This window comes from Nocardia sp. NPDC058518, assembly GCF_042719655.1.
GTDB lineage: Bacteria > Actinomycetota > Actinomycetes > Mycobacteriales > Mycobacteriaceae > Nocardia.
In genome coordinates, this window is the sequence record NZ_JBHXNJ010000002.1 from 295,520 (window position 1) to 315,134 (window position 19,615).

Annotated in this window: 18 protein-coding genes; 17 read left to right on the forward strand and 1 reads right to left on the reverse strand. The window is 65.2% G+C overall.

The features are described from left to right. The first annotated feature begins 35 nt into the window (after positions 1-35). From ACFWPX_RS06150 to ACFWPX_RS06230, 17 genes are all read left to right on the forward strand, one after another. The gene (locus tag ACFWPX_RS06150) at positions 36-923 is read left to right on the forward strand and encodes a class I SAM-dependent methyltransferase (RefSeq protein ID WP_378915545.1); all 888 of its coding nucleotides are present in this window, start codon (positions 36-38) and stop codon (positions 921-923) included. A gap of 42 nt (positions 924-965) precedes the next feature. Next, the gene (panB, locus tag ACFWPX_RS06155; protein WP_378926442.1) at positions 966-1,805 is read left to right on the forward strand and encodes a 3-methyl-2-oxobutanoate hydroxymethyltransferase; all 840 of its coding nucleotides are present in this window, start codon (positions 966-968) and stop codon (positions 1,803-1,805) included. After that, on the forward strand, positions 1,786-3,132 hold the full coding sequence (locus tag ACFWPX_RS06160; protein WP_378915549.1) for an aspartate aminotransferase family protein: 1,347 nt from the start codon (positions 1,786-1,788) through the stop codon (positions 3,130-3,132). The genes panB and ACFWPX_RS06160 overlap by 20 nt, the downstream gene beginning before the upstream one ends. A gap of 26 nt (positions 3,133-3,158) precedes the next feature. Then, complete coding sequence (locus ACFWPX_RS06165; RefSeq protein WP_378926443.1) at positions 3,159-4,637, forward strand: aldehyde dehydrogenase family protein; 1,479 nt, start codon at positions 3,159-3,161, stop codon at positions 4,635-4,637. Continuing rightward, complete coding sequence (panC, locus tag ACFWPX_RS06170) at positions 4,627-5,493, forward strand: pantoate--beta-alanine ligase (RefSeq protein WP_378926444.1); 867 nt, start codon at positions 4,627-4,629, stop codon at positions 5,491-5,493. Before ACFWPX_RS06165 ends, panC begins: the two co-directional genes overlap by 11 nt. A gap of 2 nt (positions 5,494-5,495) precedes the next feature. Next, complete coding sequence (locus tag ACFWPX_RS06175; RefSeq protein ID WP_378926445.1) at positions 5,496-6,509, forward strand: TauD/TfdA family dioxygenase; 1,014 nt, start codon at positions 5,496-5,498, stop codon at positions 6,507-6,509. A 291-nt stretch (positions 6,510-6,800) separates the two neighbouring features. Beyond that, complete coding sequence (locus tag ACFWPX_RS06180; protein WP_378926446.1) at positions 6,801-7,466, forward strand: LuxR C-terminal-related transcriptional regulator; 666 nt, start codon at positions 6,801-6,803, stop codon at positions 7,464-7,466. 124 nt (positions 7,467-7,590) lie between these two features. Beyond that, on the forward strand, positions 7,591-8,652 hold the full coding sequence (locus ACFWPX_RS06185) for an LLM class flavin-dependent oxidoreductase (RefSeq protein ID WP_378915665.1): 1,062 nt from the start codon (positions 7,591-7,593) through the stop codon (positions 8,650-8,652). A gap of 2 nt (positions 8,653-8,654) precedes the next feature. Next, complete coding sequence (locus ACFWPX_RS06190) at positions 8,655-9,905, forward strand: MFS transporter (protein WP_378926447.1); 1,251 nt, start codon at positions 8,655-8,657, stop codon at positions 9,903-9,905. After that, on the forward strand, positions 9,902-10,390 hold the full coding sequence (locus ACFWPX_RS06195) for a cobalamin B12-binding domain-containing protein (RefSeq protein ID WP_378926448.1): 489 nt from the start codon (positions 9,902-9,904) through the stop codon (positions 10,388-10,390). The genes ACFWPX_RS06190 and ACFWPX_RS06195 overlap by 4 nt, the downstream gene beginning before the upstream one ends. After that, complete coding sequence (locus tag ACFWPX_RS06200) at positions 10,390-11,625, forward strand: acetyl-CoA carboxylase biotin carboxylase subunit family protein (RefSeq protein ID WP_378926449.1); 1,236 nt, start codon at positions 10,390-10,392, stop codon at positions 11,623-11,625. The genes ACFWPX_RS06195 and ACFWPX_RS06200 overlap by 1 nt, the downstream gene beginning before the upstream one ends. Then, a complete protein-coding gene (locus ACFWPX_RS06205; RefSeq protein ID WP_378926450.1) occupies positions 11,622-13,103 on the forward strand; it encodes a hypothetical protein in 1,482 nt (493 codons plus the stop codon). The genes ACFWPX_RS06200 and ACFWPX_RS06205 overlap by 4 nt, the downstream gene beginning before the upstream one ends. A gap of 1 nt (position 13,104) precedes the next feature. After that, complete coding sequence (locus ACFWPX_RS06210; protein WP_378926451.1) at positions 13,105-14,364, forward strand: methylaspartate mutase; 1,260 nt, start codon at positions 13,105-13,107, stop codon at positions 14,362-14,364. Beyond that, positions 14,361-15,608 (forward strand): ATP-grasp domain-containing protein, encoded by a 1,248-nt coding sequence (locus tag ACFWPX_RS06215; protein WP_378926452.1) that lies wholly within the window; start codon positions 14,361-14,363, stop codon positions 15,606-15,608. The genes ACFWPX_RS06210 and ACFWPX_RS06215 overlap by 4 nt, the downstream gene beginning before the upstream one ends. A 36-nt stretch (positions 15,609-15,644) precedes the next feature. Further along, the gene (locus ACFWPX_RS06220) at positions 15,645-16,640 is read left to right on the forward strand and encodes an asparagine synthetase A (protein WP_378926453.1); all 996 of its coding nucleotides are present in this window, start codon (positions 15,645-15,647) and stop codon (positions 16,638-16,640) included. Further along, positions 16,637-17,908 (forward strand): glutamate synthase-related protein, encoded by a 1,272-nt coding sequence (locus ACFWPX_RS06225; RefSeq protein ID WP_378926454.1) that lies wholly within the window; start codon positions 16,637-16,639, stop codon positions 17,906-17,908. The genes ACFWPX_RS06220 and ACFWPX_RS06225 overlap by 4 nt, the downstream gene beginning before the upstream one ends. 25 nt (positions 17,909-17,933) lie before the next feature. Next, positions 17,934-18,836, forward strand: a complete 903-nt coding sequence (locus tag ACFWPX_RS06230) for a ketopantoate reductase family protein (RefSeq protein ID WP_378926455.1) — start codon at positions 17,934-17,936, stop codon at positions 18,834-18,836. 4 nt (positions 18,837-18,840) lie between these two features. On the opposite strand, the gene ACFWPX_RS06235 is transcribed toward ACFWPX_RS06230, so the two are convergent. Further along, entirely contained in the window at positions 18,841-19,491 is a 651-nt protein-coding gene (locus ACFWPX_RS06235) for a TetR/AcrR family transcriptional regulator (protein WP_378926456.1), read from the reverse strand. Between the last annotated feature and the right edge of the window lie 124 nt (positions 19,492-19,615).

Consider the following 19,615-nt stretch of genomic DNA (forward strand, 5'->3'; position numbering starts at 1 on the left):
GAAGCGTGTCATCTTTCGATAGATCGTGAGGCATCATGCGTACAGATGGTGACGATTGGGATATTGTGACCAGCGTCGGTGCAACCGCGTTGCTCGTTGCGACGTTACGGTCACTGGGAGCGGCCGAACCTGATCCACTGGTACAGGACGATTTTGCTCGGCTCTTTGTCGAAGCGGCGGGCGACACATTCTTCTCCCGCGCGCTGACGGATCCTACGCTGACGGCTGGATCTTCTTTTCCGATCGATCATATGAGTCTGCGCACGAAGCATTTCGACGAATTCTTCTTGTCGGCGGCCGCCGAGGGGATCGGGCAAGCGGTGATCGTCGCCGCCGGGCTCGACGCCAGAGCGTTGCGGTTGCCGTGGCCACCCGGAGCGGTCGTCTTCGAGATCGACCAGCCGAGGGTGCTCGAGTTCAAGGATCGCGTTCTCGCAGCACACGAGATCGAATCGGGCCCGCAGCGACAGGTGGTCGCCGTCGACCTGCGCGACGACTGGCCGAGTCGGCTGTGTGCGGCCGGCTTCGACGCGGCACGGGCGACCGCATGGTCGTGTGAAGGACTCCTCGGATACCTACCCGGCGCCGCGCAAGATGCCCTGTTCGAGCGGATCCACGCATTGTCGGCGCCGGGTAGTCGACTGGCGGTCGACACATTCGTATCCGGACTGGACATCGAGCGGGTCGTTCGCGTCGAAGGTCGAGGGATCAACAAAGATCTGATGGGTGGAATAGATGTAACCGAACTATTCTATACCGACGAGCGCAGTGATCCCACTCGATGGCTTGAATCTCATGGCTGGACGGTGCGGTCGACCCTTCCCGGAGAATTGTCGAACGCCTATGGGAAAACGATTCCGAGGGCGGCTTCCGGCGAGGCCAACATGTCCGACTGGACAGAATATCTGACGGCAATCAAATAGCGCGGATAACAACAGTTCTGCTATATGGGGAGGTAATAGGAGATGGATACGCTCTATGGAGCTCCGACACTGCATTCCGGAAAGCGCAGGGTGCGGATCAATCAACTCCGGGAGTGGAAGGATGCCGGACAACCCTGGGCGATGTTGACCGCCTACGACTACTCCACAGCACGGATCTTCGATTCGGCCGGTGTGCCGGTACTGCTGGTCGGTGATTCCGCGGCGAATGTCGTCTACGGCTACGACACCACGCTGCAGGTCGGGCTCGACGAGATGATGCCGCTGGTGCGTGCGGTCTCCCGCGCGGCCACGCGCTCGATGGTCGTGGCTGACATGCCATTCGGTACCTACGAGGCATCGAACGAGCTCGCGTTGACGAATGCGGCGACCTTCATGCGGGAAGGGAACGTACACGCGGTGAAGCTCGAAGGTGGCGAGGCGGTGGCGCCGCAGATCAGCGCCCTGGTGCGCGCGGGCATCCCGGTCATGGCCCATATCGGCTTCACGCCGCAGAGTGTGCACGCGCTCGGTGGATTCCGGGTTCAAGGCCGCGGCGACGAGGCGGCCGAGAACCTCGTCCGGGACGCGAAAGCGGTCGAGCAGGCGGGCGCATTCGCGGTGGTGCTGGAAATGGTTCCCGCGGAGATCGCCGGCCGGATCGCCGCGCTGCTCTCGATCCCGGTCATCGGATGCGGTGCGGGCAGCGGCTGCGATGCGCAGGTCCTCGTCTGGCAGGACATGGCCGGTTTCACCGATGGCCCGAAGCCGAAGTTCGCCAAGCGTTTCGGTGCCATCGGGGATGCGCTGCGGGTGTGCGTCGAGGAGTACATGAACGCCATCGAGTCCCGGACATTCCCCGACGATGACCATTCCTTCCAGTGAGTCACTGATGGACGAATACGATCCGGTCTTCCACTCGTGGTCGGCACAGGCGCGGGTGGACCGGCCGGTGATCGCAGGCGCACTGGGGAGTTGGTTCTGGGACGAGAGCGGGAGACAGTACCTCGATCTCGCGTCGCAGTTGGTGAACGTGAATCTGGGGCATCAGAATCCTGATCTGCTGAGTGCTGTGCGCAAGCAATCCGAGGTCTTGTGTACGGTCTCGCCCCAGTTCGACAACGACGTCAGAACCGAGCTCGCGAGCCTGATCGTGGCCCGCGCCCCGATATCGCGTGGCCGCGTCTTCTTCACCTCGGGCGGGGCTGAGGCCAACGAGAACGCGGTGCGCCTGGCAAGGCTGCACACCGGACGCCAGAAGACGTTGTCGTCCTACCGCTCCTACCACGGCGCCACGGCCGGCGCTATCGCGATGACCGGGGATCCGCGCCGTTGGCCGAACGAGCCGACGGTCGCCGGATCCGTGCACTTCACCGGCCCCTATCTCTATCGGTCACCCTTCCTTTCGTGCACCGAGATCGAGGAATCGGCCCGGGCACTGCACCACCTCTCCGAAACGATTCGGCTGGAAGGGCCGGAAACGATCGCGGCGATCATTGTCGAGCCGGTGGTCGGCACCAACGGTGTGCTCGTTCCGCCGGACGGCTACCTCGCGGGTATCCGCGCGCTGTGCGATGAATTCGGGATAGTGATGATCGCCGACGAGGTGATGACCGGCTTCGGCCGACTCGGGGAGTGGTTCGCCGTCGACCGATGGGGGGTGGTTCCGGATCTGATCACCTTTGCCAAGGGTGTGAATTCCGGGTATGTCCCGCTCGGGGGCGTCATCATTTCGGAGGCTGTTGCCGAGTCCTTCGCCGAGCGGGCCTACGCAGGTGGGCTCACCTACTCGGGACACCCGCTTGCGTGCGCACCCGGGGTCGCTTCCATCGAATACATCGAGCGCGAAGGAATCCTCGACAAGGTCCGCCGCGACGGCGCGGACTTTCTGGCACCGCGCCTGCGGCGATTGGCGGATGACCATCCCGTGGTCGGTGATATTCGAGGTGCCGGCCTGATGTGGGCCATCGAATTGGTGCGAGACCGCGAAACCCGCACGCCCCTGGTCCCGTTCAACGCCACCGGCGAGGCGGCCTCGCCGATGCGCGAACTCGGCGCGGCGATCATGGATCGCGGTGCGTGGCCATTCATACATATGAACCGTCTCCATATCGTCCCGCCGCTGACGATCAGTCGGGATGATCTTGCGCTGGGAATCGAAATAGTCGACGAAGCATTGTCGACTGTCGATCGGTTTGCCGGCCAGATGTGACCAACCGCTTCGATAGGACCCTCACTGTGACCGTGCAACACCTTGTCGACAGAATGCGCAGCGGCCCGCCGGATGTGGAAGTCTCCGAATACGTATCGCGGGCGCGGCGAGCGCAGCGCGAATTCGACGCGTACAGCCAATCCGAGGTCGATCGAGTCGTCACCGCGGTGGGCTGGGCGATCTATGAGCCGACGCGCGCTCGTGCACTGGCAGAGTTGGCGGTTCGGTCCACCGGAATGGGAATTGTTTCCGACAAGTTCGACAAGAACAGGCGGAAAACGCTGGGTACACTCAGCGATCTCCATGGCGTAGTCTCGGTCGGCGAGATCCATCGTGACGACGCGGCTGGAATAGTCGAGTACGCGAAACCGATGGGCGTGGTGGCGGCGATCTGCCCCTCGACGAATGCCGCCGCCGCGCCGGCCAACATCTCGATGCACATATTGAAAGGCCGTAACGCGGTCGTCCTTTCGCCTTCGCCGCGAGCTCTCTCCACCTGTCGTGAACTCGTCGGATACGTTCGCGCCGAGTTGGGGGCGATCGGCGCGCCGGCGGATCTGGTCCAGGTGCTCGATCCGGTCACCAAGGCTCGTTCGGACGAATTGATCGTGGCCGCCGATTTCGCGGTCGTCACGGGATCCGAAGCCAACGTACGGTCGGCCTATCGCAGTGGAACTCCTGTCAGCGGGGTCGGAAAAGGTAATCCGCAAATTATCGTCTGCGCCGATGCCGACATCGTCGCGGCGGTCGAAAAAATTGTCAAGAGCAAGACTTTCGATAATGGAATAAGTTGTTCGTCGGAAAGCGTGTTGCACATTCAGGAATCCGTCTACGGTGCGGTGACCGTGGCGTTGTCCGATGCGGGCGGGCAACTACTCGAAGGCTCCGAGGTCGAGCGTTTGCGGGACCTGATGTGGCTCGATGGAAAGCTGAATCGTGACGTAGTCGGTAGAACTGCTCACCAATTGCTCTCGGCGGCCCGGATCGAACCGCGGCCGGGTGTCGGATTCATCATGGTCGAATTGTCCGACTGTGATGAACTCGACCCGTTCAGTGGTGAAAAAATGGCCCCGATACTGGCCATGCACTCCTACGGTGGCCTGGATGAAGTACTGGGCCGGATAGGGAACATTCTCGACTATCAGGGGGCGGGCCACTCGTGTGGAATTCATACCGTGAGTACGGAGGCTGCGGAAAGAGTGGCCGCGACCGTGCGGGTAGCGCGCGTGATCGTCAATCAGCCGCACGTCGTCGGAAACAGTGGTGCGTTCGACAACGGCCTGGCGTGCACATTGTCCGTCGGTGGCGGTACCTGGGCAGGAAACAGCACGTGTGACAACATCGACTATCAGCACTTCATCAATCGGACAAAGCTTGTCCGGACAATTCCGGCCATCGTTCCGGACGAAGAAATTCTGTTCTCCCGCTACCTCCGTTCGGCTGCACAGGTCGTCAGCGGTGGCGAATTCGCTCCGATCCGTGAGGTGCAACGACATGGTAGGTAGTACGCCGACGGTGCAGCACGATCCATCCACCGTGGCAGCGATCTCGGCGGACCTGCGCGACGCCGGCCGCAGGGTCGCACTCGTTCCCACCATGGGCGCGCTACACGAAGGGCATCTCGCATTGGTGGAACATGCGCGCGCGGACCACGACGACATCATCGTGTCGATTTTCGTCAATCCACTACAGTTCGGCGCCGGTGAGGATTTCGATCGCTATCCACGCACCCTGGAGTCGGACGTCCGGTTGCTGAGTGAGGTCGGCGTCGAGCTGGTTTTCGCGCCGAGCGCCGCGGCGATGTATCCCGATGGTCGGCGCACGACCCTCGTGCCGGGGCCTGCCGGTGCCGACCTGGACGCTGTCACGCGCCCGGCGTTGTGGACCGGGATGCTCACCGTGGTCGCGAAGCTGTTGCAGATCACCCGACCGACGTCAGCGTTCTTCGGCGAGAAGGACTTCCAACAGCTGGTGCTGATCCAGCAGATGGTGCGAGACCTGAATTTCGATATCGACATCGTCGGGGTACCCACCGTTCGAGAGCATGACGGCCTGGCGATGTCGTCGAGGAACCGGTTTCTGAGTGCGGCTGAACGGAAGACGGCGGCGGTGCTCTCGACGGCGCTGATGGACGGGGTTCGGGCGCAGCGCGACGGTGTCGACGCGATCCTGAAGGCGGCCGGGGCCGTCCTGGACGCCGTCGTCGAGATCGACGTCGAGTATCTCGAGGTCCGCGACGATGAACTGGGGCCCGCGCCGGACGCCGGTCCGGCTCGGCTGCTGGTCGCGGGGCGCGTCGGTAGCACACGTCTCACCGACAATATGGCGCTGAAGATCGGGGAAAGGGAACAGGGAGAATAGACATGTTCGCGGTTTCGGACCTCATGCATACCAAGCCGATCATCGGACCCGCTGCCTGGGTGCGTGCTGATTTCACGGGTCCCGACCAGTGGACGGTCGCTTTCAGCGCGGACGACATCGCCGAGTTGTTCGCTGCGCTCGAGCACGCTCGGGCGACCGGGAAGGCCTTCCGGGATCTCACCCGCGACGACTTCCCGCTCGACGGCCTGGTCGCGAAACTCCGCGAGGTCTCCCGAGAGCTCGACGAGGGGCGGGGATTCGTGGTGCTCAGCGGATTCCCGATCGATTCCGATATTCCCGGCATCGATGTCGAGACCATGTACTGGGGCCTCTGCGCGCACCTCGGGACCGCGGTGACGCAGAACGGGCTCGGTGAGGTCATCGTCCGCGTGGCGGACTACGGCAACGGAGGGTTGGCGAACAGCTCGAGTCGTGGCTATCAGACGAACGAGTCGCTACCGTTTCACACCGACAGCTCGGACATCGTCGGGCTGCTGTGCCTCAACTCCGCGGGAGCGGGTGGGCAGAGCAGCCTCACGAGCTCGATGACAATACACAACGAGTTGGTACGCGACCATCGCGAATTGCTGGGTGTGTATTACACGGGGTTCTATTACGACCGCCGCGATGAACAGTCGAGAGACGAGTTGCCCTATTACCGCAACTCGGTCTTTGCCTGGCATCACGATCGCCTGACCTGCCGGTACTATCTCCGTCAGTTCATCGAGTCCGCCCGGGAGCGATTCGGAATTCATGTGTCGGAGGTCGAACAGCTCGCGCTGGACACGTTCGACATGATCGCGAACCGGCGTGAGAACAAGGTGGACATGCATATTCGTCCCGGTGAAATCCAGCTGGTGAACAATAATGTCATCGTGCACGCCCGCGCGGCCTACACGGATACCGACCGGGTGAGCAGGGAATTGCTGCGGATCTGGCTCAATCCCTCCGATTCTCCTGCGCCACCGGCCGGGCACGCGGCATTCCGCGATGGCATGCCGCCCGCAATGCGATGAGATCGACTGTACTGCATAACATTTCAGATGGTGTGCCGCTGTTGCATCGTCCGCACAGCTGTAAACTCCCCCGGTCGGGGGGGTGTGCAGCTGATCGAGCTGCGCATATCCTTGGTCCGGATAAACGGATTGTGAGCATTGATTGAATGCGCAGGAACTGCATGCGCTTCCCCGATGATGTGGTAGTCGATGACAGCTGTCCAGCAGCTGGATTCGCATTCGTCAGTACTGAGCTAGGGGACTGGTATGTCGATTACCGAGTTCGATTGTGTCTTCGGCGGAACCGAGTGTGTGTCACCGCGAGGGCGCACCATACTGGTCGCCTCGGATTCCCCGTCCACACGGAAAAAGTTCGAGCAGGTTCTCGGTGTCGACCAGCGGGTGGCGCTCGTCCGAACCTCGACCTTCAGCGAGCTGGTCGAGAACGCGCGGCACGGTCGGCCCGACATCGTCCTGCTCGAAGCGTCAGGAGGTCTGCGGCCAAACCTGGGCGTGCTCATTCAGGAGCTGCGGTCACTGGATCACCCGCCGCGGCTCGCACTGCTCGTGCAGCGCAGAACGCCGCGCGTCGGAATCGCCTGTGTCGATGCCGTGTTGACCGCCGACTACGGTGTGCCGGCGGTGCTGGAGTCGTTGACGCTGGTGGCGACCGGTGTCGTGGTCGCCGCGGCGCCGGTGACCGCCTCGGCGCGGCCGGCCTCGTCGGCGCAACTCGCCATGCGGCAGAGGTTGTCGAGCCTGACCGAGCGGGAGCGGGAGATCCTTCGGCTCATCGTCTGTGGCCTGTCCAACCGCGACGTCGGCGCCCGGCTGTTCATCAGCCCCGACACGGTGAAAGAACACGTCGGCCGGATCCTCGCCAAACTCGACGTGGCGACCCGCGTGGGGGCCGCGGTCGCGGCGGTTCGGGCGGATCTCGGGCAGTGGGGCAGACCGCTCGAACACGTCGCCGGATGACGGCGAACGATATCCCCCGATCGGGTGGATGTCGAATTCGCGCGCGCCGACTATTCTGAACCTGTCGAACAGGGAAATTGCGGCCGCGATAAAATCGGAAATATCGAGAATTCTGAGGGTGCCGATGCTTCGTCCGCTGAGATTTCACTGGTGCTCGCCGCTCGATAGTGGCCAGCAAAAAGCCACCGATAAATATGATGTCGGGGCACTCGATTTCGACGGAATCGTCGGCTTCGCGCAAGAAGCCGAAGCCCTCGGCGTCGATTCTTTGCTCATGGGAATCAGCTATCATATGCCGGACCCGCTGCCGATGATCGGCGCCCTGGTCCGGGAAACCGAGCGGGTGAAATTCATTCTCGCGTATCGGCCAGGGCTGCTGCCGCCGACACTGTTCACCCAGATCGTCAACACGGTGTCGTGGATGTCCGACGGTCGCATCTCGCTCAACCTGGTCGCCGGGATCTCCCCGGCCGAACAGGCCTACTACGGTGACTTCCTCGCCCACGACGCACGCTACGCGCGTTCGCGCGAGTTCCTCGATGTGCTGCACAGGTTTTGGCGGGGCGAGAGCCCGCTCACCTTCGACGGCGAGCACTACCGGATCGACCAGGCGCAACTCGGGCTCGGATACAAGGGCGGTGGCAGGCCCGAGATCTACATCAGTGGCGCTTCGGAGGTGGCTCAGGAAACCGCCATCGAACACGGTGACTGTTGGCTTCGCTATGGCGACACCCCAGAGGGCATCGCCGTGGCCGCACAACCGGTGCTACACAAGGCAACCCGAGTCGGCATCCGCATGCATGTCCTGGCGCGCGAGACCCGAGCTCAGGCGCTGACAGACCTGGCCGCGACGATGCGTGATCCTGACGAGGATCATCGCGCGTGGGTCGAGCAGTTCGTGGCTGCTTCCGATTCCCACGCGGTCAAGAACTCGTTCCGCCTCGCCGACCAGGCGGATGACGACTGGCTGTCGCCGATGATCTACTCCGGCGCCGTCGCCTACCGGGGCGGACCCGCGCTGTGCGTGGTCGGCAGCTACGCCGAGGTCGCTGAGTACCTCGTTCGATACAAGGCCGCGGGGGTCAGCGAGTTCATCTTCTCGGGGTGGCCGACGCGCACCGAAATGCGCACCTTCTACACCCACGTCCTGCCACTCGTCCGGGAACGCGAGCAGGCGGAGCAGTAGCGATGACATCGCCGCCGGCCCCGGCGCGTGATCGGGGACTGTTCGCCTTCGGCGTCCTGCTCGGCCTGATCGCCGAGCAGGTGGTGCTGTTCGCGGTACCGCTGCTCATCTTCCAGGAAACGAAGTCGCTGGTCGGGCTCGGCGTCGCGTTCGCGCTGGAGTGGCTACCCAGTCTGCTGGCCTACCCGTTCGCGGGGTTGCTGGCCGACCGCGATGGAGGCGCCCGGCTCTTTCGGCGGGTTGCCATCGCCCGAGCTGTGATCCTGTGCTGCGTCGGGGTGATCTGCTTGACCCTTCCGTCCTGGACTACCCCCGCTCTGATGATCGGTGGCGGGTTCCTCTCGCTGTGCATGGCGCCGACCCGCATGTCGGTCGAGAAGATGGTGCCGCGACTGGCCGTCGGGGATCGGGTCGCGACGATGCAGTCGCTCGTGCAGAACATGGAGCTGCTGGCCATGGCGATCGGGCCCGCCGCGGCGGCGCTGGCGGCGGTGTATCTGGGCAAGGTGTGGCTGCTCGGGGTGGCCGCGGTGGTTTTCCTGATCAGTGCGGCGTGCTGGTTGCCGCTCCCGCGTGGCGCGGTACCGGCCGTCGTGAACGGATCGGCGCGCGCGATCGCGCACGAGCTCGGCATCGGTTGGCGGCTACTGGCAGGCAATCGCCCTGTGCTGCTGCTCGGAATTCTGAACTTCGCCATCAACCTGTCGGTCGCGGCGTTGCTCACCTGCAATGTCGCCCTGGTGACGGGGGTCTTTCACGCGGCGGAGTCCTCCTACGGACTGCTCAACGCCGCCGTCGGCGTGGTGGGTCTGCTGAATCTGGCGATGATCCCGTTCCTGGTGAAACGCTTCGGGATCGGCATGATCGCGGTAACGGGATTCACGGTGCTGTGCGCCGCGCTGTTGCTCGTCGGCGCCGCGGCGGCCTTCTCCGTCTACGCGGTGGGATTCGTCGCGGTGATCGCGGGCGTGGCTATCTACAACGTGTACAACCGGACTCAGCGACTGAAGGTCATCCCGCACGAGCATCTCGGCAAGGTCATGGGTCCCTTCTATCTGCTCAACCTCCTGTCCTACCCGATCGCGGGCGTGCTGGTCGCGACCCTTGGTACCGCGGTGGGAGCGCAGCGCCTGATCTTCGGGCTGGCGATCGGGCTGTGCCTGTTCGGTTCGATCTTCCTTCCTCTCACGATGGCGAGTTTCCGGGTGGCGATCGCCGCCAAGGCGAGCATGCCGGTTGGAGTTGTCTCATGAACGCACGTTTTCGATGCGTGCTCAGCACCGTCGAATCCGATTCGCACATCTGGAATCTCGTCTACCTGCAGAAGGTGCTCGAAGAGCACGGCGCCTCGGTCCGGAACCTCGGGCCGTGCACGCCGATCGACGAGGTCTGGCACGCGGTCACCGTTGACCAGCCGGATCTGCTGGTTGTCTCGAGTGTGAACGGCCACGGGTACCACGGGGCCGGTGCGCTGTTGACGGCTCTGCGCGCGCGGGGTCTCACCGTCGCCTGTGTAGTCGGCGGCAAGCTGACCACCGCGATGTCAGCCGGGGACCAGGTGCGGCGTGAACTGCTGGCCCTGGGCTACCTCGATGTCTTCACCAGCGACGACGCGATCGAGAAGTTTCGTCGCTTCTTGAATCACGGTGCGGTATCCGGATTTTCGTCGTGGCAGGCGGAGGCTGCGGTGGTGCCGCCCTGGGACAGCAGTTCCGTGCTGACACCGGAGGTGTCCTGATGCATATCGTCGTAGTCAATCGGTGGCCTCGATTCGCCGACGGAGTGCGTTGGGACAACGAGCTCACCCGGTATGAGGACTTCCTCGACCATGTCGGCAACCAGGTGAGTTACATCGTCGATGCCAACGGCGCCGCGGGGGTTCTGGTGGGGGAGCCGCTGATCGCGCATCTCGAACAGGTCGAGGACGTCAACGATGTGGCTCTGCTCCGCGCCGCGGTCCGGCGGACGGCCGAGCGGGTGGGCCGGGTCGATCGTCTGATCGCTTTGTCGGAGTTCACCCTCGGCGTCGCGGCGCAGGTTCGCGAGGATCTCGCGATCCCGGGACCGACCACCGCGGAGGTCGCCAGATACCGGGACAAAGTGCGGATGAAGCAGGTACTGGCCGATGCCGGAATCCGGGTGCCCCGCTTCGTATCCTGCGGGAGTCCGGATCAGGTGCGCGCCTTCGCGGACCGGTACGGATTTCCGGTGGTGCTCAAGCCCGTCGACGGCGCGGCCAGTATCGGCGTGCACAAGGTGGCGGATCCGGCGGCGCTGGATCAGGTGCTGGCCTCGATCGACCTGTCGGGGTACGAGATAGAGGAATTCGTCGACGGCACCGTCTACCACGTGGACGGCTACGCCGACGGCGAGGCGCGGATCGACTTCCAGGTGGTCTCCCGATACGTCAACGATTGTCTGTCGTTCGCCGGCGGCGCGCCGCTGGGCTCGGTGGTCGTGCAGCGATCGGAATTGCGTGCCCGCATCGAAGAATTCACCCAGCGATGTATCGAGGCGCTGGCCCTGCGAACCACTCCGTTTCACCTCGAGCTGTTCGTGACCGCCGATGACGAGTTGGTGTTCCTCGAGGTCGGCGGGCGGGTGGGTGGGGCCGAGGTACCCCACCTGCTGAACAAGCTCTTCGGCATCAATCTCTACGAGGTGTGGCTCAGAGCGCTTGCCGAGCAACCGGTTCCGTCGCTGGTCAAGGTCGGCGACCCCTCCGGCGGCTGGCTGGTGGTGCCGAAACCCGACCGTTGCGTGCGGGTCGTCGAGGCGGGCTCCATGCGCGCCGAGGTGCCGATCATCTGGCGCGAGCTGCTGCCCGCGCCGGGCGAGGTGCTGGATCCGGGAGGTTCCTACGATGCCGTGCACTCCGGCCGGTTCATCGTGCTGCACGACGACGAACACGCGGCCGAGGCCGGCATCCGAAAGATCATCGACGACTTCTGCTTCGAGGCGGTACCGGTATGACCGAGCACGACGACCTGAATCTGTTCCAGCGCTTGATCGCTCACCTGTCCGATGCCGAGCGGCGCGGCGTCGACGCTGTCGGCGCGGCATTGATCGACGCGGCCGGTGGCATCGACCGGATCGGTGACTACAAGGTCATGGTCGCCTATGGCGGCGGCAAGGACAGCACCTATGTCGTCGCCATCGTCCGCGCTGTCCAGTTGCGGGTGCAGCTCGACCACGGTCGCACGTTCACGCTGCGGGTGGCGAATATGAGACACGCGGGTGTGCCCACCGCGGTGATGGAGAACATCGACCGGGTGTACGCGGCGTTGCGGATGCTCGACGACGACCGGACCGAGCTCCTCACCGTCGACCGCACCGAGATCCGGCGGTTCCGGGTCGACCTGCCGTTGCCGGAGAGCGTGGTCACCGTCAATCGGCTCGACGTGCTCATGAACGGCCACCGATCGGCCGGTGACGGTCGGCCGACGTTCTGCAACAGCTGCAATCTCGCGGTCGCGGACTTCTACGGCCGGGCGGGCTGGTGGGACGGGGGCGTCGACGCGATCATGACGGGCGACTCCCGGCGTGAGCAGGCGCTGTACGCCGCGTGGATCCGGCGGCTGGCTCGCGAGACCGGAGTCGAGCCGGATCGCACTGGGACACTGGACTTCTCGCAGCTGCTGACCGCGCTGCGCGGTATCGGCGACGCCTACTACCGTGAGTTGTTCGGCGATGGTGACGACGTGGTGCTGGCCGAGCGTTCGGTCGCCGTCGGCAACCGGACGATCCAGCCGCGCTTCGTCTCCATCTACGACGTGGTGAGCTATCGCGTGCACGATCACTGGGACCTGATCGTCGACTTCCTCGGATTCCGGTTCGACGACCTGGCCTTCAGCTTCACCGAGTCCGATTGCGCGAACCCCACGCTGATGGCTCATCTGCGTGGACTGCGAGCCGAGCTGGTCGACGGACGCGGTTACGCGGCCGGAATCGGCGAGTACCTGGAGTTCGCCGAGTCGATGATGCGCAAGAAGGAGATGCCCGACCGGCTCATCGCGTTGGCCCTTGGCCGATACGACTCGCCGACGAAGATCAGCGAACGCCGAGCCCTCGCCGCGGACTACGCCCTGCGAGCGTTCGGCCTCTCGGAGTCGGCCATGGCGGCAATCGTGTTCTCCCCCTTCACCGACCAGGGGCAGCGCCTCGCGGCCTTTCTCGAACGGTGCCATGCCGACCATCTCGACAGACTGGACCGGTATCACGCGGCCTTGCGAGCCGAGCCGGGCACCGAATCCGAGGCCGACTGGCTCGCCGGGGTTTCCGGGCTGTCGATCGCGCTGCTGCGCACGCTCTACCACGATGCCCTGGTCGACTTCTCCCGACGCGACACCGTCATGGCGCGGGTGCGCTCCGGTGACCCGCACAAACAGCAGGTGCGGACGGTCGATCCACGCACGGGCGCGCCCGTTGTCGAGCTGATCTCGGGGCGCTGATGTGAGCCGATTCGATAGCTTCGTCGCCGATAGCGCCCGCCTCGGTCGGCTGGTTGTCCAGCCGCGGATGGGATTCGGACGTCCGCCGGACATGCTGGCCGGGCTGGCCCAGCTCGCGCTGCTGGACTTCCCTGTCGTGGGGACACTGACTGTGGACAGCTATACCCGTGTCGGTGACCACCACACCCCGCTGGCGCAGCTCGCAGCCGGCATCGAGCTGAACGGCTACCCGCTGGTATCGCATCCGGTCGAGGTCACCCGGGCCATGCTCGACCAGTTGCCCGGTCCCGCGTTTCCGGTACAGGTGCGGCACGGTACCGCGCTGCCGCTGCACATCTTTCGCCGGCTGGTCGAGGTCGGATTGGATGTCACCGAGGGCGGGCCGGTGTCCTACTGTCTGCCGTACAGTCGGCTGCCGCTCGCGGACACCGTTGCCGCGTGGTCGCAAGGTTGCCGATTCCTGGCGGGCGAAACCGAGTCGTGCCATATCGAGAGTTTCGGTGGATGTCTGCTGGGGCAGCTGTGCCCGCCGTCGCTGCTGGTGGCGATGACCGTGCTGGAAGGGTGTTTCTTCCGGCAGCACGGGATAGGGCATCTGTCCCTCAGCTACGCCCAGGGGACCCTGCCAGAGCAGGACCGAGGGGCGATGCTGGCCTTACGAGAGCTGGCGCAGGACTACCTGGCGGACACGACCTGGCACATCGTGCTCTACACCTACATGGGGTTGTTCCCGAGGACTCCGAACGGCGCCACCCGACTGATCCGGGACAGCGCCGTGCTGGCGCGCGATGCCGGGTGCGAGCGGTTGATCGTGAAAACGGTATCGGAGGCATGGCAGATTCCGTCCGTGTCGGAGAACGTGGCCGCCCTGCGGCTCGCGTCGGCGGAGTCCGCCGGCCCGCCCGCCCCCGCTACCGAGGCCGACTTCGGCTACCGCGAGGAGATCCTGGCCGAGGCACGGTCGCTGATCGACGCGGTACTCGGCCTCCATCGTGATGTCGGCACCGCCTTGGTCGAGGCCTTCGCCAGGGGCCTGCTCGACGTTCCGTTCTGCTTGCACCAGGACAACGCCGGAGCAACGACCTGCCTGATCGACGAGCGAGGTGCCTTGGTCTGGGGATCGCGGGGCCGACTTCCGTTGCCCGCCGGGCCTACTCGTGCCGAGCAGGGCGAGCTGACCTCGGACCGTCTGTTCGGCATGCTCAACCACGTCGCGCGCCACTATGACGACCTACCCGACCACGCACTGGACCCGCGATGACCGCAGACGGGAAGGCCCGCCCCACCCTGGTTTTGGTGGATGCGCTGTCCACCGGCGCGTTGCTCGCCGAGCGTGCCGCGGCCGACTATCGCCTGGTGCACGTGCGGTCACGACCGGAACTGCCCGAGGTCTTCGCCGCGAGCCTGCCCACCGATCTCTTCGCGGCGGACCTGAGCTACGCGGACAACAGCGGTGACGTCCTGTACCGGCTCGCGGCAGACGATCCGGTGGCGGTGATCCCGGCCAGCGAATTCGGGGTCGAAGCCGCCGACGAGATCGCGGACAAACTCGGGGTGCGCGGCAACGATCCGGCGTTTTCCCAGATCCGGCGGGACAAGTTCCCCATGCACGCGGCAGTGGCCGCGGCGGGTCTGCGCATCGCGGGGCAGTATCGGAGCAGCGATGCCGACGCCGTGCTGCGGTGGCGCCGCGACGGGGGCTCGCGACGCATTGTGGTCAAGCCGTTGGACAGCGCGGGATCCGACGATGTCTTCGTGTGCGAGACCGATGACGATGTGCGCGCGGCGGTCGCGACCATCCTGGGTAAGACGAACCTGATGCTTCGGGCCAACAGCGCCGTTCTCGCCCAGGAATATCTCGACGGCGTCGAATTCGTCGTCAACTCGGTCAGTCGAGACGGAACGCACTGGTTCACCGATGCGTGGATCTGCCACAAGCGGACGGTGGCGGGCGGACACAGAATCTATGACTTCGAGGATCTGCTCCCGCCGGATGATCGACGACTGCCCGCGATACTCGCCTACGTCCGCGGCTGTCTGGACGCGCTCGGCATCGTCAACGGACCTGCGCACACCGAGCTGATCCGGACCGGTGACGGCCCGGTGCTGCTCGAGACCGGGGCCAGACTGTCGGGTTTGGCCAACCCCGCGGCACTGGATCGGTGCACGGGCGCCAATCAGGTCGACCTGACCTTGGACTGCTACGCCGGATCTGGCCGAACCTTGGCCGGACGGCCGTCGCTGTACGTCCGCCGCGCGGCAGCCCGGTGCGTGAATCTCATCGCCCACCGACAGCTTCCGTTCCCCCGGGCGAGGCTTGCCGAGGAGCTGGCCGGGCTGCCCGGGTTCGAAAGCGTGCGCTTTCGGATGGGTGAGCGGGAGCCGACCACACCGACGGTCGACCTCAACTCCTCGCCCGGCGCGGTGTTCTTCGTCGACCGCGACGCCGCGCGGATACAGAAATCCTATGCGGCGCTACGGCGACTCGAACACCGTGTGCTGTAGCCGACCGACCGATCATGGTTCGTTCAGGGAGATAGTGTGAGTACTGAATCGACGACGCCCGTTCCGCCTGCCCCGTATACCCACCTGACATCGCCACGTACTGTCGCGGCCTTGACGCTGCAGGCGAGCTTCCTCGCCGGAGCGCGGGAATTCCTCACGGCCGAAGGATTCACCGAACTGCTGCCACCGATCATCGGACCGGTGACCGACCCGGGCGCGCGCGGCGCCAAGCAGGTCGACATCGATTACTACGGGCATCGGTACAAACTGATGACCAGTGGGATTCTCTACAAGCAGGCATCTTTGCTCAGCTTCGACAAGATCTTCTGCCTGGCGCCCAATGTCCGGCTCGAACCACTGGAGACAGCGGTGACCCACCGGCACCTGGTGGAGTTCCATCAGCTCGATGTGGAGTTCGCGGAGGGGTCTCGTGACGAGGCGATGGCGCTGGCCGAACGGCTGACCCGGCATTGCGTCACACATGTGCTGGCGACGAGCGGCCGCGAACTCGAGGCTCTCGGCCGAGATCGGGCCGAACTCGCGAAGACGGTTGCCCTGCCCTACGGTCGGCTCCCGCATACAGAGGTGGTCGGCGAGCTGCGCAGGCTCGGACACCCGCAGGATGACTTCACCGAAATCGACTGGCGTGGCGAGGAACTCATCTCCGCGACGAGGAGCGACCCGTTCTTCATCACCGACTACCCGAAGGGGTCGCGGGGGTTCTACGACCGGGAGTCCCCTCATGAACTCGGGGTACTGCGCAACTTCGACCTGATCTTTCCCGCCGGGTTCGGGGAAATGATGAGCGGCAGTGAGCGGGAAACGGACTATGCCCGGGTGCTGCGGCGAATCCGGGAAACCGGTGAGAATCCCGCGAAATACGACTGGTATCTCACGCTGGTCCGCGCCGGGCTGCCGCCGAGTGCCGGATTCGGGCTCGGTGTCGAGCGGTTCACTCGGTTCCTCGGCGGGCTGGATGCGGTCTGGCAGGTCACGGCCTATCCCAAGCTGCCAGGGCAGGCGCGGCCGTGATCGGCTCCGACGATGCGGTATCGGCCCTGTCCGCGACCGGATTCCCGGAGCACGAGGTGCGCCGCCGAGCGCGGACGGGGCTCGGCGCGGCCTTTCCCGCCATGACCCACTACGGTTCGGCGCTGTTCGGTGAGCTCGCCCCCGTGGCAGCGACCGACGCGCTCGATCGCGCACGGCTGGTACCGCCGATCTTCGTCCCGAAACGGATGGCCGCGCTGATCGAACTCGGTCGCGAACCGCTTCCGGGCGACGTGGACCTCACCACCGTGATCGGTGGGTTGAACGCGACCGCGCCGATCTACATCTCGGCATTCGGCTCGACCGCGGCCGCCTCCGGCGATCTGGGCATCGCGGTCGCGGCACAGGCCGCCGCGGCTGGGATTCCCATGGTGATCGGCGAGAACATCGTCCCGGTATCCGGATACGGCAGGGTGATCGACGAGGAAGCGAGCTCCCTGCTGTCGCGGATCGCCGAGTACGCCGCCTCGGTGCCCGACGGGTTCGGCGGTGTCGTCGTGCAGCAGAGCACCGAAGACGCCGACGCCGAGGTGTGGAACCTGGTCTACAGCGATCCCACCGCCGCGGCGCTGTCGGCGACCGGCCGCCTGGCGTTCGAGCTCAAGGTCGGCCAGGGTGCCAAGCCCGGGCTGGGCGGCATGACCATGGTGTCGCGAGAACAGGCGGCGCACCTGGCGGCGCAGTACGACCTGGTCGACATCTACGGTGGCGCGCAGACGCCCGTCTTACGCTGTGGCACACCGGGCACCTTCGACGAAGAGATCCTGCGACGGCAGATCATGTTGATGCGCAACAACTATCCGCGGTGCCGGGTATGGGTGAAGCTACCGCCTGCCCGCGATGTGCATCGGGCGGCGGCCCTCGCCTGGGCTGCCGGTGCCGACGCGGTCACCGTCGACGGTGCCGAGGGCGGGACGGGCTGGGCACCACTGGGTTTTCTCGGTCAGGTCGGCTTGCCGTTGGCGGAATGCCTGCGCCGCATCGATGTCGGGGACAACAGCTTGCTGGCGTCGGGCCGGATCTGGGAGGGCGGTCGAGCGGTGAAATGCCTTGCCCTCGGTGCGTCGGCCGTCGGCCTCGGACGGGCGGCGCTGATCGCGGCCGACGAGGACCCCGACCAGGGTTTGACCGGGCTGCTCGATTGCTTGGCTTTCGAGCTGCGTCTCATGATCAGCGCGCTCGGCTGCTACCGAGTCGGTGATCTCGGAACCGGCGATGTCTGGTTTCCCGGCGCCGACGAGCAGCGATGAACAGGCCGGATATCGAAAGGATGTAATGGTGGACAACGCTACCCAGCGAACGGTGGCCGTTCTCGGGGCAGGGGGCATCGGCGGACTGATCGGGGCGCTGCTGGCCAAGGCCGGCCATCGCGTGATCATCGTGGGACAACCGGACACCGTTGACGCGGTGCGCGCCGACGGCATTCGGGTGCGCAGTGCGCAGTTCGGGCAGTTCAGGGTCGATGTCGAGGCCGACACCGAACTGCGACAGCCGGTCGACGCGTGCCTGATCGCCGTGAAGCAGCCGGACCTGATGACGGCGGTGGACCGGATCGATCCCGACGTCGCGGGTGCGGCGTTGCTCGTTCCGCTGCTCAACGGGATCGAGCACCCCGGCCTTCTTCGGCGCCGGTACCGGCCGGAACTGGTTGTGCCGGGAGTGATCCGGGTCGAATCGACGCGAAGCGAACCCGGCGTGATCGTGCACGGCAGTTCGTTCGCCGAGATCGATCTCGCGGGTCACGACGGCGTGCGCGAGCGGATCGCCGCACTGGCAGCGGTGCTGGCCGACGCGGGCATACCCACCTCCGTCGAGGAGGACGAGACCGCGATGCTGTGGCGAAAGCTCTTCGTATTGGCGCCGTTCGCGCTGATGACGACCCACTATCGCGTCTCGATCGGGGTCGTCAGGACCGCACACCGAGAGGAGTTGATCGCGGTGCTCGGTGAGATCGCCGAGATCATGGGCGCCTGCGGTATCCCCGCAGATATCGGTGCGGCACTGCGCTTCTACGATTCCTTTCCCGCCGGGGCCATGTCGTCGATGCAGCGTGACGCGCAGGCGCGGCGTCCACTGGAATCCGATGCCATCGGTGGTGCCTTGCTGCGAATCAGCGCAGCGCACGCGGTCCCGGCGCCATTGACGGACCGTCTGGTGCGTGCGGTGGACGCGGGCTGAGCGCCTACCCGGGTGCGCGCGAGGCGGAAAGATTCCCGGCCACCGGTGCGGGGTCCCCGATGTCGAGGATCCGGGCCAGATTGACAGTCCACCATCGGATCTGAGGCTGCCAGTCCTCGGAATCCGGTCCGGTGAGCCCGGCGCTACGACGGAAGACCGACCCGTAGGCGGATTCCGTCGCCACGGCGTGGTGGAGTGCCGCGACGGCGAGTCGGGTGTCGTCGACGGGGATGCCCGCACCGTTGCCGGGGCGCAGTGCGTGCAGCGCCTCGACAACCGGATTCAGCATCCCGGATCCGGGATCCCGCCATCCGGCGGCATGCAGCGCGATCGCCAACTCGCCGTATCCCTGCCGATAGAACGTCGCGAGGGTTTCCACGAATCCACCGAGGTCCGCCGGCTGAACCAGACAGGATTCCACCACCTGTTGCAGTCCTGTTCCGACCTTGGTGCCGCCGTGGTGCAGTAAGGCTTCCAGGAGGCGATCGCGAGTCCCGAAGTGGTATCCGAGACCCGCGTCGGTCATGCCGACACCAGCGGCGACGGCGCGGACATGAACGGCGGCGACACCGCCTTCCGCCAGGAGGCGCTCGGCGGCATCAAGGATCAGCCGCCGCGCCTCCTCCGGCGTGCGGCGCACACGGGGAGTAGTCATGTCGCCATCTTACCTTGACGGGTCAAAGTAATCGGCTTAGGCTACGAACGGGCGGGGTTTCGATGCGGAAACTGCGCGCATGATCACCGTAACCTGTTGCCGGACAGTGCATTATGCATTCACT

Excerpts from the sequence above, each read along its gene's own strand:
- ACFWPX_RS06230 (WP_378926455.1), top strand. The coding sequence starts at position 17,934 with ATGGTGGACAACGCTACCCAGCGAACGGTGGCCGTTCTCGGGGCAGGG.
- panC (WP_378926444.1), top strand. The coding sequence starts at position 4,627 with ATGGTAGGTAGTACGCCGACGGTGCAGCACGATCCATCCACCGTGGCA.
- ACFWPX_RS06195 (WP_378926448.1), top strand. The coding sequence starts at position 9,902 with ATGAACGCACGTTTTCGATGCGTGCTCAGCACCGTCGAATCCGATTCG.
- ACFWPX_RS06205 (WP_378926450.1), top strand. The coding sequence starts at position 11,622 with ATGACCGAGCACGACGACCTGAATCTGTTCCAGCGCTTGATCGCTCAC.
- panB (WP_378926442.1), top strand. The coding sequence starts at position 966 with ATGGATACGCTCTATGGAGCTCCGACACTGCATTCCGGAAAGCGCAGG.
- ACFWPX_RS06215 (WP_378926452.1), top strand. The coding sequence starts at position 14,361 with ATGACCGCAGACGGGAAGGCCCGCCCCACCCTGGTTTTGGTGGATGCG.
- ACFWPX_RS06190 (WP_378926447.1), top strand. The coding sequence starts at position 8,655 with ATGACATCGCCGCCGGCCCCGGCGCGTGATCGGGGACTGTTCGCCTTC.
- ACFWPX_RS06150 (WP_378915545.1), top strand. The coding sequence starts at position 36 with ATGCGTACAGATGGTGACGATTGGGATATTGTGACCAGCGTCGGTGCA.
- ACFWPX_RS06200 (WP_378926449.1), top strand. The coding sequence starts at position 10,390 with ATGCATATCGTCGTAGTCAATCGGTGGCCTCGATTCGCCGACGGAGTG.
- ACFWPX_RS06235 (WP_378926456.1), bottom strand. The coding sequence starts at position 19,491 with ATGACTACTCCCCGTGTGCGCCGCACGCCGGAGGAGGCGCGGCGGCTG.
- ACFWPX_RS06160 (WP_378915549.1), top strand. The coding sequence starts at position 1,786 with ATGACCATTCCTTCCAGTGAGTCACTGATGGACGAATACGATCCGGTC.
- ACFWPX_RS06185 (WP_378915665.1), top strand. The coding sequence starts at position 7,591 with ATGCTTCGTCCGCTGAGATTTCACTGGTGCTCGCCGCTCGATAGTGGC.
- ACFWPX_RS06175 (WP_378926445.1), top strand. The coding sequence starts at position 5,496 with ATGTTCGCGGTTTCGGACCTCATGCATACCAAGCCGATCATCGGACCC.